The sequence below is a fragment of the Nocardia sp. NPDC050717 genome (assembly GCF_040654275.1).
Classification (GTDB): Bacteria; Actinomycetota; Actinomycetes; order Mycobacteriales; family Mycobacteriaceae; genus Nocardia.
The window spans coordinates 77,523-96,165 of record NZ_JBFAHR010000015.1; the positions used below are offsets into that span (position 1 = coordinate 77,523).

The window sequence follows — 18,643 nt, forward strand, 5'->3', positions numbered from 1 at the left end:
TTTACTATTTGGTAAATTCATGCCGCCGCGCCGACACCCAGGAGTCCACGTGCTCGAACGCCTCGCCCGGTCCCTGCTGCTCAATCCCCCGGCCGTGCCCCGGACGGTGGCGCGGCTCGTACTGGGCGAGCGGCACGAGATCGCGGGCAAGACCGTGCTGCTGACCGGAGCGTCCTCCGGTGTCGGCCGGGCGGCGGCGCACGCGCTCGGCCGCGACGGCGCCCGGCTGATCCTCGTCGCCCGAACCGCCGAGCCACTGCTGCGGGTCCGCGACGCGGTACGCGCGGACGGCGGCCTGGCCGACAGCATCACCTGCGACCTCTCCGATGCCGACGACACCGACGCACTGGTCAAGAAGGTGCTCGACGAGTACGGCGCCGTCGACGTCCTGGTGAACAACGCGGGCCGATCGATCCGGCGGCAGGCGGCCGAGGCCACCGACCGCTTCCACGACTACGAGCGCACGATGGCGCTGAACTACTTCGGCGCGGCGCGGCTCACCATGGGGTTGCTGCCCGCGATGCTCGCCGCGGGCGAAGGGCACGTCGTCAACGTCGCCACCTGGGGCGTCGCGGCGGGCAGCATGCCGAAGTTCACCGCCTACCACGCGTCCAAGGCCGCGCTCGGCGCGTTCGGGCGCAGCCTCGGCGCCGAGACGCGGTCGCGGGGCGTGCACGTCACCACCCTGGGATTCCCGCTGGTGCGCACCGAGATGATCGCGCCCACCGGCGCCTACGACGACGCGGCCGCGCTCACCGCCGAGCAGGCAGCGGACTGGATCCGCACCGCCATCCGCACCAGGCCGATCGAGCTCTACCCGCGCTACACCCGGATCCTGCAGGCCGTCGCGACCGTGTCGCCGCGCGCGGTCGACGCCGTCATCTGGCGCCTGGGCATCTGAGCCGGACTCCGGTAGGGCGGCCCCTACCGGAGTAGGGGGCGCGGAACCACTCCGCGGCGGGAGGTCTTGCGGCACACCGGATTTCTACCGTCGATCCCATGGCGACGATCGACCTCTCCCGCACCCTGTCCCGCGCCCGGTTCCGCGCCGCACCGGCGCGCCACGACACCGCGACCGCACCGTGGCACGGACCGCTGCTGGTGAACTCCGCCCTGATGGGCGCGCTGGTCCTGGTGTCGACGATCGGCATGGTGGTCGACGACCGCCTGCTGCTCGGCGAATCGGTGTGGCTCAAACCGGCGAAATTCGGCCTCGCCTTCGCCCTCTACGGCCTCACGCTGGCCTGGATCCTGCGGCTGCCGCACCGGGGACGGCGCGCCACCTGGTGGCTGGGCACCGTCTTCGCGGTCACCGGGGTGCTCGATGTCGGCTTCATCGCCCTGCAGGCCGCGCGCGGGACGTTCAGCCATTTCAACACCGCGCAGGATCCGGTCAACCAGATCGGGCAGCAGGTCTTCGCCTCCGGCGTGCCCGGTCTGTTCGTGGCCAATCTCGTACTCGCGGTGATCATCTCGTGGCAGAAGCTGGCCGACCGGCCGACCACGATCGCGTTGAAGGCCGGGCTGTGGCTGGCGGTGACCGGCATGGCGCTCGGCTACCTCATGGGCTTCACCGGGCCCCAGCTGGTCCGCCAGGCCGACGGCACCGTGGTCGGCCTGATGGCAGGCCACACCGTGCACGCGGGCGGCGCGACCGGTGACGCGGCCGGCGACGGTGTCGGCGCCATGCCGATCACCCACTGGAGCACCACCGGCGGCGACCTGCGCATCCCGCATTTCGTCGGATTGCACGGCATCCAGGTCCTCCTGCTGCTCGCGGTGGGCCTGGTCGCCCTGGCACCCCGGTATCGGTGGCTGCGCACGGAAAAGGTCAGGGCTGCGCTGCTCGGTGTCGCGGTCCTCGGGTACTTCGGGCTGCTCACGCTCGTGCTGTGGCAGGCATTGCGTGGCCAGCCGCTCACCGTTCCCGACCTCGCGACGACCGGGGCCGCGGCCGCGCTCGCCGTGCTGGTGGCGGGCGGGGTGACGGTGGTGTACCTGCGTGCCCGCGAACTGGACGCGGGCCCCACCGACCCGGCCTGACCGGGTCAGCGCAAGCGTTCGGCTTCGCGCGCCAGTTGTACGAGGGTCGCGCTCAGCTTCGCCAGCTCCTCGTGCTCGGCGCCCTCGTCGACCGCGGTGGCCACGTCCTCGGCGGCGCACCGGGCGGCGAACCACCGGTCGGCCAGGTCGGCGGCTTCCTGGGCGGACAGCACCACGGCGTCCTCCGGAATCCCCGTCCCCTTGAGGCTGGTGCGGTGCTCGTAGGCTCGCTGACGGCACGATTGGCGGCAATAGCGGCGGCGGCGACCCGACTCGGAATCCACGATCTCCCGCCCGCACCACAGGCAGGACAGCAGGCGACTGCGCGACATGCTGCGAAACCCTAGCCGTCCGGCGGCCGAAACACCGGCTCAGGTCTCGCTCAGCGGGCACGGCTCACGGCCCGCTCGGCGTCTTCGGCGGTTCCACTACAATGGAACAGTTCAGACGTCCCGCGCGTTAACGGTAGGACCACGACCAGTTCGCGCGCCGAGAACCGCCACGGCCGCGGACCCGCGGCGTCAGCCGCCGAAGACAGGGAGCACACATGGCAGATCGCGTACTCCGAGGCAGTCGGCTCGGAGCGGTGAGCTACGAGACCGATCGCGACCACGACCTGGCCCCGCGCCGGATCGCCCGCTACCGCACCGACAACGGTGAGGAGTTCGACGTCCCGTTCGCCGACGACGCGGAGATCCCGCCCACCTGGCTGTGCCGCAACGGCCAGGAGGGGCAGCTCATGGAGGGCACCACGGTGGAGACCAAGAAGGTCAAGCCGCCGCGCACCCACTGGGACATGCTGCTCGAACGGCGCAGCAAGGAGGAGCTCGAGGAGCTGCTCAAGGAGCGCCTCGAACTGCTCAAGACCCGCCGCCGCGGGTAGCGGGTAACCACCCCAACGACGAAGGCCGCCACCCCGATCCGGGGCGGCGGCCTTCGTCGTTCGGAACACCTAGTGGCTGGCGACCTTTCGGTATTGCAGCAGCGCGGCGGGCATCGCGATCGCCAGGATGACGACCGAGCAGATCACCGCGTACAGGATGCAGTTGTCGGCCGCCCAGCCGGTGGCGGGGGCGAACGACGGTGGCGCGTCGTTGTCGAACAGCTTGCGCCCCGCCGCCGACACCGCGGTGATCGGATTCCATTCCGCGATGGTGCGCAGCGGGCCGGGCAGGGTCTCGGCGGAGATGAACGCCGAGGAGATGAACGACAGCGGGAACATCCAGATCAGGCCGGCGCTCTGGGCCACCTCGACCGTCGGCGAGATCAGCCCGGTCAGCGCGCCCACCCACGACATCGCGAAGGCGAACAGCAGGATGATGGCGAAGGCCAGCGCGGCGTCGGCCAGGCTGCCGTGGATGCGCCAGCCCACGATGTAGCCGCAGATCACCATCACGCCCAGGCTCAGGATGTTGACGACGAGGTCGGACAGCGTACGCCCCATCAGCACGGCCAGCCGCGACATCGGCAGCGTCCGCATCCGGTCGATGATGCCCTTCTGCAGGTCACCGGCCAGGCCGACGGTGGTGAAGGCGGCGTTGAACGCCACCGTCTGGGTGAAGATGCCCGCCAGCAGGAACTCGCGGTACTGGTCGCCGCCGAGGGACGCGCCGAAGATGTAGGCGAACAGGAACACGAACATCAGCGGCTGGATCGTGGCGGTGACCAGCAGTGTCGGCACCCGCAGGATGGTCAGCAGGTTGCGGTGCGCCACGATCGCGCTGTCACGCAGGAACCTGGCGCGTGGCCGGCTCTCTTCCGGGGCGGCGGGCCGCGGTGTACTCGCCGGGATCGGCATGTCGCGGGTGTCGGGATCTTCCGCGATGTCCGGCACCAAACTCACGAGAGAATCTCCTCTTGCACATCGTCGGTTTCGGGCTCGACGGCCGGTGCGGCCGGGGTGCCGGTGAGGGACAGGAACACGTCGTCGAGGGTGGGCCGCACGACGACGGCGTCGACGACGCACACGCCGGCGTCGTCGAGGCGGCGCAGCGCCTCGACCATGGTGCGTGAGCCGTTGCCGACCACCACCGACACTTCGTCGCTGCCCGGCTCGTGGATGGGTTCGCCGACCCCGACCTGCCCGAGCACCGTGATCGCGGCCGAGGCGTCCTGCCCGGCCGCCAGGGTGACGGTGAGCCGGTCGCCGCCGATCGAGGTCTTGAGCTCGTCGGCGGAGCCGCGCGCGATCACGGTGCCCTTGTCGATCACCGTGATCCGGTCGGCGAGCAGGTCGGCCTCCTCGAGGTACTGCGTGGTCAGCAGCACGGTGGTGCCGTCGTCGACGAGCTCACCGATCACCTGCCACATGTCCAGCCGCCCACGCGGGTCGAGCCCGGTGGTCGGCTCGTCGAGCACGACCACCGGCGGCCGCGCGACCAGCGCGCCCGCCAGGTCGAGGCGGCGCGCCATCCCGCCCGAGTAGGTCCCGGCCCTGCGGCCGGCCGCGTGGTCGAGGCCGAGCGCGGTGAGCAGCTGCTCGGCCCGCTCGACCGCCTGCTTGCGGGACATGCCGTACAGGCGCGCCACCATCCGCAGGTTCTCGTAGCCGGTCAGGTTGGCGTCGACCGCCGCGTACTGGCCGGACAGGCCGATCCTGGTCCGCGCGGTGGCCGGGTCGGCCAGCACGTCGACCCCCGCCACCCGGATCGAACCGGCGTCGGGGCGCAACAGCGTGGTGACGATCCGCACGGTCGTCGTCTTGCCCGCGCCGTTGGGCCCCAGCAGGCCGAGCACGGTGCCCGCCGGGATCTCCAGGTCGATCTCCTTCAGTACCCGCACCTTGCCGTAACTCTTGGCGAGGCCGCGTACTTCTACCGCCAAACTCACGGACGCATCTCCTTCTGGCCGCCGCCGCACACGGTGATCTCCGGGACGGCGTCGAGGTGGCGATGCAGCACGGGGCCGATCACCGCCAGCGATTCCGGCGTCGTCATCGCCGCGTGCCTGCAGGGCAGGTCGTGGTTGTGGATGTTGCCGGTGACGAACGGCTGCCACGCCTCGGCCCGGCGCGCCGGATCGGCGGCGTTGATCTCGTCCGCCGCGGCGGTGAAGAACAACAGATCACCGTCGAAGGTGCGGGGCCGGAACCGGTTCGCCATCACCGTGCCGTCGGCGTAGCCGGTGTAGAGCCGTTCGAGATTCTCGACCGAGAGCGCGGCGAACGGGCCCGGCTGTGCCCGCAGCAGATCCGCCGCTTCGTGCAGGTCGATGTCGGCGGGCACCGGTGCCCCACCGAGGACGTCGGCACCGAACTCGCCGAGGATGTCGGCGACGCTGGGCATCGAGGTGTCGAGCCAGCGGTCGCCGAGCTGGTAGCTGTCCAGCATGGCCAACAGGGCGACGTCCTCCCCCGCGTCCTGCAGTTGCACGGCCACCTCCTGCGCGATCAGGCCGCCGAGCGACCAGCCGAGCAGGTGGTAGGGACCGTGCGGCTGGATCGACTTGATGTGGGCCACATAGTGTCCGGCGGCTTCGGGGATCGAGGTGAAGCGTTCGTCACCGGAGACGTGCGGCGCCTGCAGCCCGTACACCGGGCGCTGCGGCGCCAGGTGCGCGAGCAGCCCCGCGTAGCACCAGGACAGGCCGATGGCCGGGTGCACGCAGAACAGCGGGGTGTCGTGCGGGCCGCTCGACGGGCGGATCGGCAGCACCGGACCGGTGGCCGCCGCGATCGCGGCCCCCGCGTCGGCGCCGTCGAGCCGGGCCGCGATCCCGGCCGGGGTCGCGTCGCCGAACATCAGCTGGACCGGCATGTCGTAGCCCTGCTCGCGCAGCGCCGCGACGACCTTGGTGGCCAGCAGCGAGTTGCCACCGAGTTCGAAGAACCCGTCGTCGGCGCCGACCCGTTCCACGCCGAGCACGTCGGCGAAGACCGCGCACAGCGTCGCCTCGGCCGCGGTCGCCGGCGCGCGGTACCCCTCGGTCGCGGTGAAGACCGGTTCGGGCAGCCGGGCTCGGTCGAGCTTGCCGACCGGGTTCAGCGGCACCTCGTCGAGCAGCATGACCGACTGCGGGACCATGTAGTTCGGCACGTGCGCGCCGACGTGGTCGAGCAGTTCGCGCACCGTCGGCGCGAGGCCCGCCCGCGCCTTCACGTACGAGACCAGCGCGGTCGAACCCGCCGCGGTCCTGTGCCCGATGGTGAGCGCGAACTCGACATCGGGGTGCCGACCGAAGGCGACGTCGATCTCGCCGAGTTCGATGCGGAACCCGCGCACCTTCACCTGGTGATCGGTGCGGCCGACGTATTCCACGTCCAGCGCCGACTTCGCGCCGTCGCGCCAGCGCACCAGGTCGCCCGTGCGGTACATCCGTTCGCCCGGCGCGCCATAGGGATTGGCGACGAAGCGCTGGGCGGTCAGCCCCGGCCGGTTGTGGTAGCCGCGGGCCAGCGCCGACCCGGCGAGCTGCAGTTCGCCGGTGACCCCGATCGGGGTCGGGTGCAGCCGCCGGTCGAGCACGGTGGCCGCGACGCCGCGGATGGGGCCGCCGATGGTGATCGGCCCCTGCGGGCTCATCGGCTGCGGCATCAGCGTGACGATGGTGGTCTCGGTGGGCCCGTACACGTTGTAGAAGTTGCGGCCCGGCGCCCACCGCGCCAGCAGATCCGGCGGCAGCGCCTCGCCGCCGACGAGCACATGGGCCAGCGAGTGCACCCCGGTCGGGTCGACGGTGCCCAGCGCCGCCGTGGTGACGAAGGCGTGCGTGATCCGCTCGCGGATGTAGAGCCGGCGCAGTTCCTCGCCGCCGACGATCCCGGTGGGCGCGATCACCAGCGTCGCGGCGCCGCCGAGCGCGAACAGGATGTCGAGCATGGCGCCGTCGAAACTCGGGGTGGCGAAGTGCAGGATCCGGCTGCCCGGCCGCACGTCGTACCGGTCGGCGCACTCGGCGGCGAAGTTCGAGATGCCGCCGTGGGTGACGACCACACCCTTCGGGGTGCCGGTGGAGCCGGAGGTGTAGACGATGTAGGCCGGGTTGCCCACCCGCAGCGGCCGGATCCGGTCCGCGTCGGTGATCGGCGCGTCGTCGGTGCCGAGCACGGTCGCGCGCGTCTGCGGGTCGTCCAGGACCAGCCAGCGGCAGTCGCCGGGCAGCCGGTCGCGATGCGCGAGCAGGGTGAGCCCCACCGCCGCGCCGGAGTCGGTGAGCATGTGGCTGATCCGCTGCGCCGGGTAGTTCGGGTCGACCGGCACGAACGCCGCACCGGCCTTGGCGACCGCGAGCATCGTCGCCACCGACTCGACCGACCGCGGAATGCCCAGCGCCACCAGGCTTTCCGGCCCGATCCCCTGCCCGATGAGCACCCGGGCCAGGCGGTTGGTCCAGCGATCGAGAGCGTCGTAGGTGACGACGGTGTCGCCGGAACTCAGCGCCACGCCGTCCCGTGCCCTGGCCACCGCGGCGTCGAACACCGCGGCGAAGCTCACCGGCACGTCGGCGCGGGCGCCGTGCACCGGGGCCAGCGCGGTCCACTCCACGGCGTCGAGCAGCGCGAGGTCGCCCACGGCCGTGTTCGGGTCGGCCGCCACCGCGGTGAGCAGCCGCACCAGGCGGTCGCCCAGCCTGCGCGCGGTGACCTCGTCGAACAGGTCGGCCGCGTAGTTCACCGACAGGCCGATCCCGTCGCCCACCCGCTCGGCGGTCTGGGTCTCGGTGAAGGTGAACTGCAGGTCGAACTTGGCGATGCCGGCGTCGGCGTCGACGGCCTCGATGCGCAGGCCCGGCAGTTCGAGCATCCGCACCGGGGTGTTGCGCACCGACAGCATCACCTGGAACAGCGGGTGATGCGACTGCGAGCGCGCCGGATTGAGCACCTCGACCAGCCGCTCGAAGGGCATGTCGGCATTGGCGAAGGCGTCCAGATCGCGGTCGCGGACCGAGCGCAGCAGGTCGACGAAGGCGCGCTCGTCGCGCACCTCGGTGCGCAGCACCAGGGTGTTGACGAACATGCCGATCATCGAGTCGAGCGCCGGGTGGCCGCGGCCCGCGGTGGCGGTGCCGACGGCGATGTCGTCGTCACCGGTGACCCGGTGCAGCAGCACCGCCAGCGCCGCGTGCAGCACCATGAACATGCTGACGTTGTTCGCGGTGGCGATCCCGCGCAGCGCGCGGTGGGTGGCCGCGTCGACCGCGCAGTCCACGGTGCCGCCCCGGTAGGAGGGCACCGGCGGGCGCGGCCGATCGGCCGGGACGGTGATCAGCTCGGGCAGGCCGTCCAGCACGCCGCGCCAGTGCGCGAGCTGCTTGCTGATCAGCGAGTCCGGGTCGTCCTCGGTGCCCAGGAGTTCCTGCTGCCACAGGGTGTAGTCGGTGTACTGGATCTCCGGCACCAGCTCGCCGAACTCCTCGCCCGCCCTGATCCCGCGGTAGGCGGCGGCCACCTCGGCCGCGAGCGGCTCCAGCGACCAGCCGTCCATCGCGATGTGGTGCACGACCAGCACCAGCACGTGCTCCTTGGACCCCGCGACGGCCAGCTTGGCCTGCGCGGGCACCGGCAGGCCGGTGTGGTCGACGGTGATCAGGGCGGCCCGCATCGGCACCGAGGCCGACAGGTCGAAGCCAGGGGTCACGAACCGGGTGACCGCGCCGTCCACGTCGTCCGGTGTCGCCGTCGCGTGGAACAGCGTGACCGCGCCGATCTCGGGGTCGAGCACGAGCTGTTCCGGCTCGCCCGCGCTCTCCGGGAACACGGTGCGCAGCGTCTCGTGCCGACGTTGCACCGCGTGCAAAGCGGCAATCAGCGCATCCAGGTCGATCGGCCCGTGCAGCCGCAGGACGACCGGGATGTTGTAGGCGCCCGCCGACTGGGTCTCCCCCTCGGCGCCCGCGTTGAACCGGTTGAGGAACCACAGCCTGCGCTGCGCGGCCGACAGCGGGATCCGTTCCGGACGATCGCGCCGCACCAGATCGGGGCGCCGCTCGTCACCGGACGGCCCGGCATCGATGAGCGCGGCGAGTTCCTCGACGGTCGGCGACGCGAACACGGTCCGCACCTCGAGCCGCACGGTGCTGGCCGCGGCCAGCCGGGCGACCAGCTGGGTGGCGAGCAGCGAGTTGCCGCCGATGTCGAAGAAGCTGTCGGTGGCCGAGATCTCGCCCGCCCCGACCAGGTCGGCGAAGACCTGGGCGACCAGGCGCTCGGACGCGGTCTGCGGCGCCCGGCCCGCGGTGGCGGTGAACTCGGGCTCCGGCAGCGCCGTGCGGTCGAGCTTGCCGACCGGGGTGAGCGGAACCTGGTCGATCAGGTTCAGCGAGGCGGGCACCATGTGCCCGGCCAGCCGGGCCGCGGCCCGCGCGCGCACGGCGGCCAGCTCGCTCGGGTCGGTCCCGTCGGCCAGCTGGACCCAGGCGACGATGCGGTCGTCACCGGCGATGCGGCGGACCTCGGTGTGGGCGAACCGCACCGCGGGGTGGCTGCCGAGCGCGGCGCTGATCTCACCGAGCTCGATCCGGAAGCCGCGGACCTTGACCTGATGGTCGCTGCGGCCCAGGTACTCGATCTCGCCGTCGGCGGTCCATCGCACGACGTCGCCGGTCCGGTACATCCGGCTGCCCGCGGGACCGCACGGGTCGGCGACGAAGCGACCGGCGGTGAGGCCGAACCGCTCGTGGTAGCCCTGCGCGATGCCTGCGCCACCGAGGTACAGCTCGCCCGGCACCCCGGTGACGACCGGCCGCAGCCGCTCGTCGAGCACCAGCACCCGCGCGCCGCGCACCGGGGTGCCGATGGTCACCGGCACGCCGACCCGCAGCTGCGACATCGCCGCGATGACGGTGAACTCGGTGGGGCCGTAGGCGTTGACGAACCGCCGCCCCGGCGCCCAGTTCTCCACCAGGTCCGGCGGGACCGCCTCGCCACCGGCCATGAGGCCGCGCAGATGCGGCAGCGGCCAGCGGCTCGCGTCGATGGAGGCCAGCACCGCCGGGGTGAGGAAGGTGTGGGTGATGTCCTCGCGCTCCAGCAGGGCGCCGAGCTCGTCGCCGCCGTAGACGTCGATCGGGCCGATGACCATCTCGGCGCCGGACCAGACCGCGAGCAGCAGATCGAGCACGGACACGTCGAAGCTGGGCGTGGAGAAGAAGAACGTACGGGCGAACCGGTCCAGGCCCATCCGCTCCTGCAGGTCGACCGCGAGGCTCACCAGTCCGCTGTGGGTGACCGTGACGCCCTTGGGCAGGCCGGTGGAGCCGGAGGTGTAGATCTGATAGGCCAGGTCGGCCGGGCGGATCGGGCGGATCCGTTCGGCGTCGGTGATCGGGGCGCCGTCGTAGGAGGCCAGCTCGGTGAGCAGGTCGTCGTCGTCGACGAGCAGCCACTGGGTGTCGAGCTCGCCCGCCGCCGCGCGCAGCGCCTCGGCATCGGCCCTGGTGGTCAGGACGGCGCTGGCACCGGAGTCGGTGAGCATGTGCCGCACCCGATCCGCGGGGTAGCGCGGGTCGACCGGGACGAACGCACCGCCGCTGGCCGCGACGCCGAAGATGGCGAGCGCGCAGTCGAGTCCGCGGGTCAGGCCGACGGCGACGCGGTCGCCGGTGCCGATGCCGCGGGCAATGAGCGCACGGCCGAGCTGATGCGACCGGACGCCGACCTCGGCGTAGTCCAGCTCCCCGACGGCTCCGGCGACGCTGCCGCCGGCGAACCAGCGCAGCGCGGGCCGGTGCGCGAACTTGGTGGCGGCCCGTTCGATGATGTCGGCCAGCACGACCGGCGTCACCACGGCCGGACCGAGCGCGGGGACCAGCGCGCGGTGTTCGGCGACGGTCAGCGGCTCGATCTCGCACACCAGCTGTCGCGGATCGGCGGTCACCTGGAGCAGGATCTGCTGGAACCGGGCGGCGATGGTCTCGATGGTGGCGGCGTCGAACAGTTCGGCCGCGTAGACGAAGTCGAAGCGGTACCGGTCACCGTCCGGGGAGACCCGCAGTTCGAGATCGAACTTGGCGCGGGCGATGTCGAGTTCCTCGGCGGCCAGCCGCAGCCCGGGCAGCGCCAGCTCGGGCGCGGCCTCGTCCTGCATGCTGAGCGCGACCTGGAACAGCGGGTGGCGGTTGGCCGCCCTGCTGTCGCGGCCGAGCGCGTCGACGACCCGTTCGAACGGCAGGTCGGCATTGGCGATCGCGGCGAGTTCGTCGTCGCGGTCGGCGTGCAGCAGCTCGACGAAGCTGCGGCCCGGGTCGACGTCGGAGCGCAGCACGAGCGTGTTGACGAACATGCCGACGAGGTCGTCGAGCTGGATGTCGGTGCGCCCGGCGACCGGGGTACCGAGGGGGATGTCGCGGCCACCGGTGACACTGCGCAGCAGCACCGCCAGCGCGGAGCGCACCACCATGAACAGGCTGACGCCCGTCTCGGCCGCGACCTCCCGCATGGCCTGCTGCAGCGGCGCCGAGATCTCGCACCGCACGCTGCCCGCCTCGCCCGTCGGCTCGGCCGGACGCGGCCGGTCGAACGGCAGCGGCAGCTCGTCGGGCAGCTCGGCCAGCGCCTCGCGCCAGTGCGCGAGCTGGGTGGCGGCGATGCTGTCCGGGTCGTCCTCGGCGCCGAGGACCTCGCGCTGCCAGAGGCTGAAGTCGGCGTACTGCACCGGCAGCGGCGCACGGTCCGGAGCCGACCCACCACAGCGGGCGACGTAGGACAGCGCCAGATCGCGGGTGAGCGGCCCGAGCGACCAGCCGTCGGCGGCGATGTGGTGCAGGACGACGCCGAGCAGGTGCTCACCGGGCGCGACGCGCAGCAGCTGGGCGCGCAGCGGGGTCTGCGTGGTGAGGTCGAATCCCTGGCGTGCCAGGGCCGTCAGCGCGGCGCGCGCCCGCTCGGGATCGCTGTCGATGACCTCGATCGCGGGCACGTTCCCGGGGACGGGCAGGACCACCTGCTGCGGGCCGGACAGGTCCTCCGGGAACACCGTGCGCAGCACCTCGTGCCGCTCCACCAGGTCGGCGAGGGCGGCGCGCAGGGCCGAGACGTTCAGATCTCCGCCGATTCGCAAGACGAATGCGATGTTGTAGGCGCTCGATTCGGGGGACAATCGGTTGAGGAACCACAGCCGCTGCTGCGGCAGCGACAGTGGTATGCGTCCCGGGCGTGGGGTGTGTACCGCCAGCGCCACCCGCTGCGTCCGGGGCGCTTCCGTGATCAGCTGGGCGATCCCGGCCACGGTCGGCGCCTCGAAGATCTGCCGCACCGGCAGGTCGACACTGAAGTCCGCGTGCAGCGCCGCGGCCAGCCTGGTCGCCAGCAGCGAGTTGCCGCCGATCTCGAAGAAGCTGTCCTCCGCGCCGGGAACCGGACGGCCGAGGATCTCGGTGAACACCGCGGCCACCCGCATCTCGAGGTGGGTGCGCGGCGCCCTGGTCGTGGTGGACACCGTGAATTCCGGTGCGGGCAGGGCCTTGCGGTCCAGCTTGCCCGCCGGCGTCACCGGCATCCGGTCGAGCACGGCGATCGCGGCGGGCACCATGTACCCGGGCAGCCTGCCGCGCGCGGTGTCGAGGACGGCGGCCGGTTCGACCGGCCGATCGGCGGTCACATAGGAGGCGAGTCGCTGCTGGCCCTGTTCGTCGACGTGCACGACGGTCAGCGCCGAGCGCACCCCCGGATGCTCGCGCAGCACGTGGTCGATCTCGCGCAGCTCGATCCGGAAGCCGCGGATCTTGATCTGGTCGTCGGCGCGACCGAGGAAGCGCAGCCTGCCGGTGGCGTCGGAGACCACGAGATCGCCGGTGCGGTACATCCGTTCGCCGACCCGGCCGTGCGGATTGGCGACGAAACGCTGTGCGGTCAGCGCGGACTTGCCGAGGTAGCCGCGGGCCAGACCCGGCCCGGAGACGTACAGTTCGCCCGGCGTGCCCGGCGGGGTCGGCCGGAGCCGGCCGTCGAGCACGAACAGCCGCATGCCGCGCACCGGCGCGCCCAACGGCACCGGCTCCCCCGCCACCATCGCGGCGCTGGCGGTGACCGCGACGGTCGCCTCGGAGGGGCCGTACATGTTGTGCATCCGGTATTTCGGCGCCCACGCGGCGACCAGCTCGTCCGAGCAGGCCTCGCCACCGACGATCACCGTTCCCAGTTCCGGGAACTCGCCCGCGGGCACCGTGGCCAGCGCGGCCGGGGTGATGAACGCGTGGGTGATCCGCTCCGAGCGCAGGAACGCGGCCAGTTCCGCGCCGCCGTACAGATCGGCGGGGGCGACCACGAGGGTGGCGCCCGCGGCGAAGCCGAGCAGCAGTTCCAGCACCGAGGCGTCGAAACTCGGCGAGGAGAAGTGCATGGTCCGCGCGGCGTCGGTGACCTTGAACAGCTGGGTCTGCTCGCTGGCGAGCGAGGCGATGCCCGCGTGCGTGACGACGACGGCCTTCGGCGTACCCGTGGAGCCGGAGGTGTAGATCAGGTAGGCGGGCTGGCCCGGCCGCATCGGGTGCGAGCGGTCGGTGTCGGTGACCGGGGTCGCCGAGCGGCGCGCGCAGTCGGATTCGAAATCGGCGGTGCCGAACACCAGCCATTCCGGCGCCCTGCGATGCTTGCCCGTGGTGGTGGGCAGCGCGGCGAGGTGTTCGGGCAGGGTGAGCCCGAGGATCGCGCCGGAGTCACCGATCATGTGCGCGATGCGCTCGGCCGGGTAGGCCGGGTCGACCGGCACGTAGGCAGCGCCGGACTTGGCCACCGCCCAGATGGCGACGATGGCTTCCAGGCTGCGTGGCAGCGCCACCGCGACCACCGTCTCCGGGCCGGCGCCGTGCGCGATGAGGCTGCGCGCCACCCGGTTCGAGCGTTCGTCGAGTTCGCGGTAGGTGGTGTCGAAGCCGAGGTAGCGCACCGCGACCGAGTCAGGGAGCCGCTGCGCGGTGTCCCCGAGGAGGCGGGCCAGGGTGCCCGCCGGTTCGGCGGGCGCCCCGGCGACCGGTACCAGCCGGGCGATCTCGCGGCGGTCGAGCAGGTTCAGATCACCGGTCGGCGCGGTCGGGTCGGCCACCGCGGCGGCCAGCAGCGCGGTGAACCGGCGGGCGATCGCCTCGACCGTGCCGCGATCGAAAACATCGGTGGCGAAACCGAATTCGGCGTGCAGCGGCCCGTCGTCGTGGTTGTCGCGGACCTCGAGCTGCAGGTCGAACTTGGCGACGCCCGCCTCGATCGGCACCAGTTCGGCGTCGACACCGGGCAGTTCGATCCGCAGGTCCGGGGTGCGGTCGTAGGACAGCATCACCTGGAACAGCGGGTGCCGCGCGGTGGAGCGCTCGGGGTTCACCAGGTCGACGAGCCGCTCGAACGGCACGTCGGGATTGGCGAACGCGTCGAGGTCGGTCTCGCGCACCAGGTCGAGCATCCGGTCGAAGCCCGCACCGAGGTCGACCTCGGTGCGCAGCACCAGCGTGTTGACGAACATGCCGACGAGCTCGTCCAGCGCCGGGTCGGAGCGACCGGCGATGGGCGTGCCGATGGTGACGTCGCCGCTGGCGCACAGCCGCGACAGCAACGTCGCCAGGGTGGCGTGCAGCACCATGAACATGCTGACCCCGCGGCTGGTCGCGAGCTCCCCCGCGGCCCGGCGCAGCTCGGCGTCGATGGTGAATTCGACGGTGTCGCCGCGGGTTCCGCGCTGGACCGGCCGCGGCCGGTCCAGCGGCAGGTCGAGCTGATCGGGCAGCCCGGCCAGGGTGTCGCGCCAGTGGCCGAGCTGTTTGCCCAGCGGCGCGTCGGGGTCGGTCTCCTCGCCGAGCAGCTCGCGCTGCCACAGCGCGAAGTCGGCGTACTGCACCGGCAGCGGCGTCCACGCGGGCGCGGCGCCCTCGGCCCTGGCGGCGACCGCGGTCATGAGGTCACGCGCCAGCGGCGCGACCGACCAGCCGTCGCCGCTGATGTGGTGCAGTACGACCAGCAGCAGGTGGTCCTCGGCGCCGACCCGGTACAGCGCCACCCGCAGCGGGGTCTCGGTGCGCAGGTCGAAGCCGCGACCGGTGACCTCACCGATCAGGGCGGTGAGGTCGGCGGCGGCCACGTCGATCGGCGCCAGCTCCGGCTCCACCGCGGCGGCCGGGTGGATGAGCTGATAGGCGCCGTCGGGACCCTCGGGGAAACTCGTGCGCAGGCTCTCGTGGCGGTCGAGGACGTCGCGCAGACCCGCCCGCAATGCCGCGAGATCGAGGCGTCCGGTCAGGCGCAGGGCCAGCGGCATGTTGTAGGCCGCGGCGTGTTCGGCGAAGCGGTTGAGGATCCACAGCCGCTGCTGGGCCAGCGAGAGCGGGATGCGTTCGGGCCGCACCGCGGGAACCAGCTTGGGCGTCGGCGTTTCGGACCGGTGCGTGCTGAGGTACCCGGCGAGCGCGGCGATGGTCGAGGCCTCGAACAGCTCGCGGATGGTGAGGTTCGCGTCGAGGATGGTGTTGATCCGCGCGACCGCGCGGGCGGCGACGAGCGAGTTGCCGCCGAGGTCGAAGAAGCTGTCCTCCACGCCGATCGCGGTCCCGTCCAGCGCGAGGACCTCGGTGAAGATCTCGGCGAGCGCGCATTCGAGCTCGGTCTGCGGCGCGGCGGCGCCGGTGGTGACCCGGACGCCGATCTCGGGTTCCGGGAGCGCCTTGCGGTCGACCTTGCCGTTGGCGCTCAGGGGCAGCTCGTCCAGCACGACCAGTGCCGAGGGAACCATGTAGGACGGCAGGCCGCGACGCAGCGCCGAGAGCAGCGCGGTGGGCTCGGGCGCGCGTGTTCCGGGCGCGGCGACCACGTAGGCCACCAGTTCGTCGTCGCCGGTGCGGCCGGTCCTGGCGACGCACACCGCGCGGGCGATGCCGTCCTGGGCCAGCAGCGCGGACTCGATCTCGCCGAGCTCGATGCGCAGCCCCCGGACCTTCACCTGGAAGTCGGTGCGCCCCAGGTATTCCAGGACGCCCGCGTCGAGCTGCCAGCGCGCCAGGTCACCGGTGCGGTACATCCGCTGGCCCGGGGTGAACGGGTTGGCGACGAACCGGTCGGCGGTCAGATCGGGTCGGCCCAGGTACCCGCGGGCGAGCTGCGCGCCGGCCAGGTAGAGCTCACCCACGACACCCGGCGGCACGGGCCGCAGCTGGGGGTCGAGAACGTAGGTCTGGGTGTTCCAGACCGGGGAGCCGATCGGGACCGTGGTCGCCCCCACCGGGCACGGCCAGTAGGTGACGTCGACCGCCGCCTCGGTGGGGCCGTAGAGGTTGTGCAGCTCCGGGCCGCCGTCGGGGCCGTGCAGCGCGGCGTGGAAGTCGGCGACGGTGGCGCCGGGCAGCGCCTCGCCACTGCAGAACACCCGGCGCAACCCGGCGCCGCCGGCGACCCGCGGATCGGTGACGAACAGCGACAGCATCGACGGCACGAAATGCGCGGTGGTGACGGCCTTCTCGGTGATGATCCGGGCCAGGTAGGCCGGATCGCGATGCCCGTCGGGCGCGGCGATCACCAGGCGGGCACCCACCTGCAGCGGCCAGAAGAACTCCCAGACCGACACGTCGAAGGTGGCGGGGGTCTTCTGCAGGACGGCGTCGGTCCGGTCGAGCGGGTACTCGGCCTGCATCCAGCGCAGCCGGTTGACGATCGCCGCGTGGGTGACGCCGACGCCCTTGGGCTTGCCCGTCGACCCGGAGGTGAAGATGACGTAGGCCAGCTGCTCGGGGCGCAGCGGCGCGCGCCGATCGGCGTCGGTGAGCGGGCGCGCGTCGCGGCCGCTGACGTCGAGGGTGTCGAGATCGATCCGCGCCACGCCCGCGGGCAGGCGCACCTGGTCGCGCGCGGCGGTGAGCACGCACACCGGGTGGGCCTGCGACACGACCGCCTCGATGCGGTCGGCCGGATGTTCGGGGTCCAGCGGGAGGTAGGCGGCGCCGGTGGCAAGCACCGCGTACATGCCGACGACCAACTCGACGCTGCGGTGCAGGCACAGCCCGACGGTGCTCTCCGGGCCGACGCCACGGGCGACGAGTTCGCGCGCCAGCTGGTTCACCCGGCGGTCGAGTTCGGCGTATTCCAGGACGCTGTCACCGAATTCGAGCGCGACGGCGCCGGGGCCGCGCCGCACCTGGTCGGTGAACAGCGAGACCAGGGTGCCCGCGGGCACGGGCATCTCGGTGGCGTTCCACTCCCGCAGCACGGTCGCGCGCTCGGCCTCGGTGATCGCGGCCAGCGCACGGGTGGGGGTGGTGGGATCGGCGGCCAGGAAGCGGGCGAGGAAGTCGAGGTAGCGGCCGTGGTGGGCGGCCACCTCGGCTTCGCCGTAGAGCTTGGGGTTGGCCTCGAAGTCGAGCTGGATGCGCCCGCCGTCGCCGTTGTAGATGTTGATCGAGAGGTCCTCGACGGGCCCGGTCGCGAGCACGTGCAGCTGGCCCGCGATGTCACCGAACTTCAGCTCGTCGTGGAACAGCATGATGTTGACCATCGGCCCGAAGAAGCCGCGGGCGTCGCGGGAGTAGCCGCAGTCGCGACGGATGTCGTCGGAGCGGTAGCGCTGGTGCCGCAGCGCGCCGGTGATCTGCAGTTCGGTCTGGCGGACCACATCGGCGACGGTGGTGTGCTCGTCGAAGCGCACGCGCAGCGGGACCACGTTCGAGACCACGCCCGCCGAGCGGCGCAGCGCCACGGTGGTGCGCGCCGAGACCGGCAGGCTCAGCACGACGTCCGGGTCGCCGGTGACGGTGCGCACGTAGGCGGCCAGCGCGGCGACGATGAGGGCGGAGTTGGCCGAGCCGTGCGTGGTGATCGCGTCGGTGAGCAGCGCGTCGAGGTCGGGGGCGAGCACCGCGGTGGCGCGGTGGCGGCCGGGATCGTGGGTGTCGCCGGTGGCGGTGACCGAGGACAGGGTCATCGGCTCGCCGACGCCGTCGAGCTGGGTCATCCAGTACTCGCGGTCGGCGAGGAACCGGCTGGACTCGCGGTAGCGGGACTCGTCGGCGTAGAGGTCGACGAGCGCGGCGGCCCGGGAGACCGACGGTTCGCGCTGTTCGCCGACGGCGGTGTAGATCTCGGCGGTCCGCGAGAGGGCGTTCATCGCACCGTAACCGTCGATCACGATGTGGTGACCGCGCTCGTACCAGAACCAGTCCCTGTCACCGATTCGCAACACGACGTTGACGGTGAGCGGCTCGCGCTCCATGTCGATGGGGGTGCTGGCGTGGTCGTTCATCCAGCGCAGCGCGGCCGCGCGCGGGTCGGGCTCGTCGCGCAGATCGATGCGGGCCCAGCCCGGCCGCCAGCTCAGGTCGACGCGCTGATGCGGGACGCCGTCGATCTCGAGGAGACGCACGTGTCCCACTTGCGATTCCGCGCCGTAGCGCTCGACCGCGTACAGCAGCCGTCCGACGTCGAGATCACCGTGCAGCTCGACGTAATGGGCGATGGTGAGCGGGATGTCGGGCCTGATCCGTTGCGCGTACCACAAGGCCGTCTGACCGGGCGAGAGAGCGAACGGTTGGCCCGGATCGTCGTCGGTGACGCTGGAGCTGACGCGGTCGGTGGCCAATGAACTCATCAAGCACTCCGTTCTGCCTTGTGTCGCAACTCCCCGAGCATCGCCCGGGCACACGACGGCCCAGGGCGTGGCTATCCACGCCCATTGATTCGGAGTACTGGGGCAGCCGG

At 72.1% G+C, this 18,643-nt stretch carries 7 protein-coding genes; 3 read left to right on the plus strand and 4 right to left on the minus strand.

The annotated features are described in order from the left end of the window. The first annotated feature begins 19 nt into the window (after nt 1-19). Nucleotides 20-901 carry an SDR family oxidoreductase gene (locus AB0H56_RS26000; RefSeq protein WP_357167956.1) on the plus strand — a complete coding sequence of 294 codons (882 nt, stop codon included), beginning with the start codon at nt 20-22 and terminating at the stop codon, nt 899-901. 98 nt (nt 902-999) lie between these two features. Beyond that, the gene (locus AB0H56_RS26005) at nt 1,000-2,043 is read left to right on the plus strand and encodes a hypothetical protein (protein WP_357167958.1); all 1,044 of its coding nucleotides are present in this window, start codon (nt 1,000-1,002) and stop codon (nt 2,041-2,043) included. Between the two features lie 5 nt (nt 2,044-2,048). Here the strand turns inward: AB0H56_RS26005 and AB0H56_RS26010 are convergent, their stop codons facing one another. Beyond that, nucleotides 2,049-2,375, minus strand: a complete 327-nt coding sequence (locus AB0H56_RS26010) for a hypothetical protein (RefSeq protein ID WP_357167960.1) — start codon at nt 2,373-2,375, stop codon at nt 2,049-2,051. A gap of 215 nt (nt 2,376-2,590) precedes the next feature. On the opposite strand from AB0H56_RS26010, the gene AB0H56_RS26015 reads away from it, so the two are divergent. After that, a complete protein-coding gene (locus AB0H56_RS26015) occupies nt 2,591-2,926 on the plus strand; it encodes an RNA polymerase-binding protein RbpA (protein WP_110040609.1) in 336 nt (111 codons plus the stop codon). A 69-nt stretch (nt 2,927-2,995) separates the two neighbouring features. On the opposite strand, the gene AB0H56_RS26020 is transcribed toward AB0H56_RS26015, so the two are convergent. Genes AB0H56_RS26020 through AB0H56_RS26030 form a run of 3 tightly spaced genes read right to left on the minus strand, consistent with a single transcriptional unit; the run spans nt 2,996 to nt 18,533 of the window. Further along, on the minus strand, nt 2,996-3,886 hold the full coding sequence (locus tag AB0H56_RS26020; RefSeq protein ID WP_357167962.1) for an ABC transporter permease: 891 nt from the start codon (nt 3,884-3,886) through the stop codon (nt 2,996-2,998). Beyond that, on the minus strand, nt 3,883-4,872 hold the full coding sequence (locus AB0H56_RS26025) for an ATP-binding cassette domain-containing protein (RefSeq protein WP_357167964.1): 990 nt from the start codon (nt 4,870-4,872) through the stop codon (nt 3,883-3,885). The genes AB0H56_RS26020 and AB0H56_RS26025 overlap by 4 nt, the downstream gene beginning before the upstream one ends. After that, nucleotides 4,869-18,533, minus strand: a complete 13,665-nt coding sequence (locus AB0H56_RS26030) for an amino acid adenylation domain-containing protein (RefSeq protein ID WP_357167966.1) — start codon at nt 18,531-18,533, stop codon at nt 4,869-4,871. Before AB0H56_RS26030 ends, AB0H56_RS26025 begins: the two co-directional genes overlap by 4 nt. Nucleotides 18,534-18,643 lie beyond the last annotated feature (110 nt).

What these genes read in the sequence shown, in the direction of transcription:
- AB0H56_RS26000 (WP_357167956.1), top strand. Translation starts at nt 20, where the DNA reads ATGCCGCCGCGCCGACACCCAGGAGTCCACGTGCTCGAACGCCTCGCC.
- AB0H56_RS26005 (WP_357167958.1), top strand. Translation starts at nt 1,000, where the DNA reads ATGGCGACGATCGACCTCTCCCGCACCCTGTCCCGCGCCCGGTTCCGC.
- AB0H56_RS26010 (WP_357167960.1), bottom strand. Translation starts at nt 2,375, where the DNA reads ATGTCGCGCAGTCGCCTGCTGTCCTGCCTGTGGTGCGGGCGGGAGATC.
- AB0H56_RS26015 (WP_110040609.1), top strand. Translation starts at nt 2,591, where the DNA reads ATGGCAGATCGCGTACTCCGAGGCAGTCGGCTCGGAGCGGTGAGCTAC.
- AB0H56_RS26030 (WP_357167966.1), bottom strand. Translation starts at nt 18,533, where the DNA reads ATGAGTTCATTGGCCACCGACCGCGTCAGCTCCAGCGTCACCGACGAC.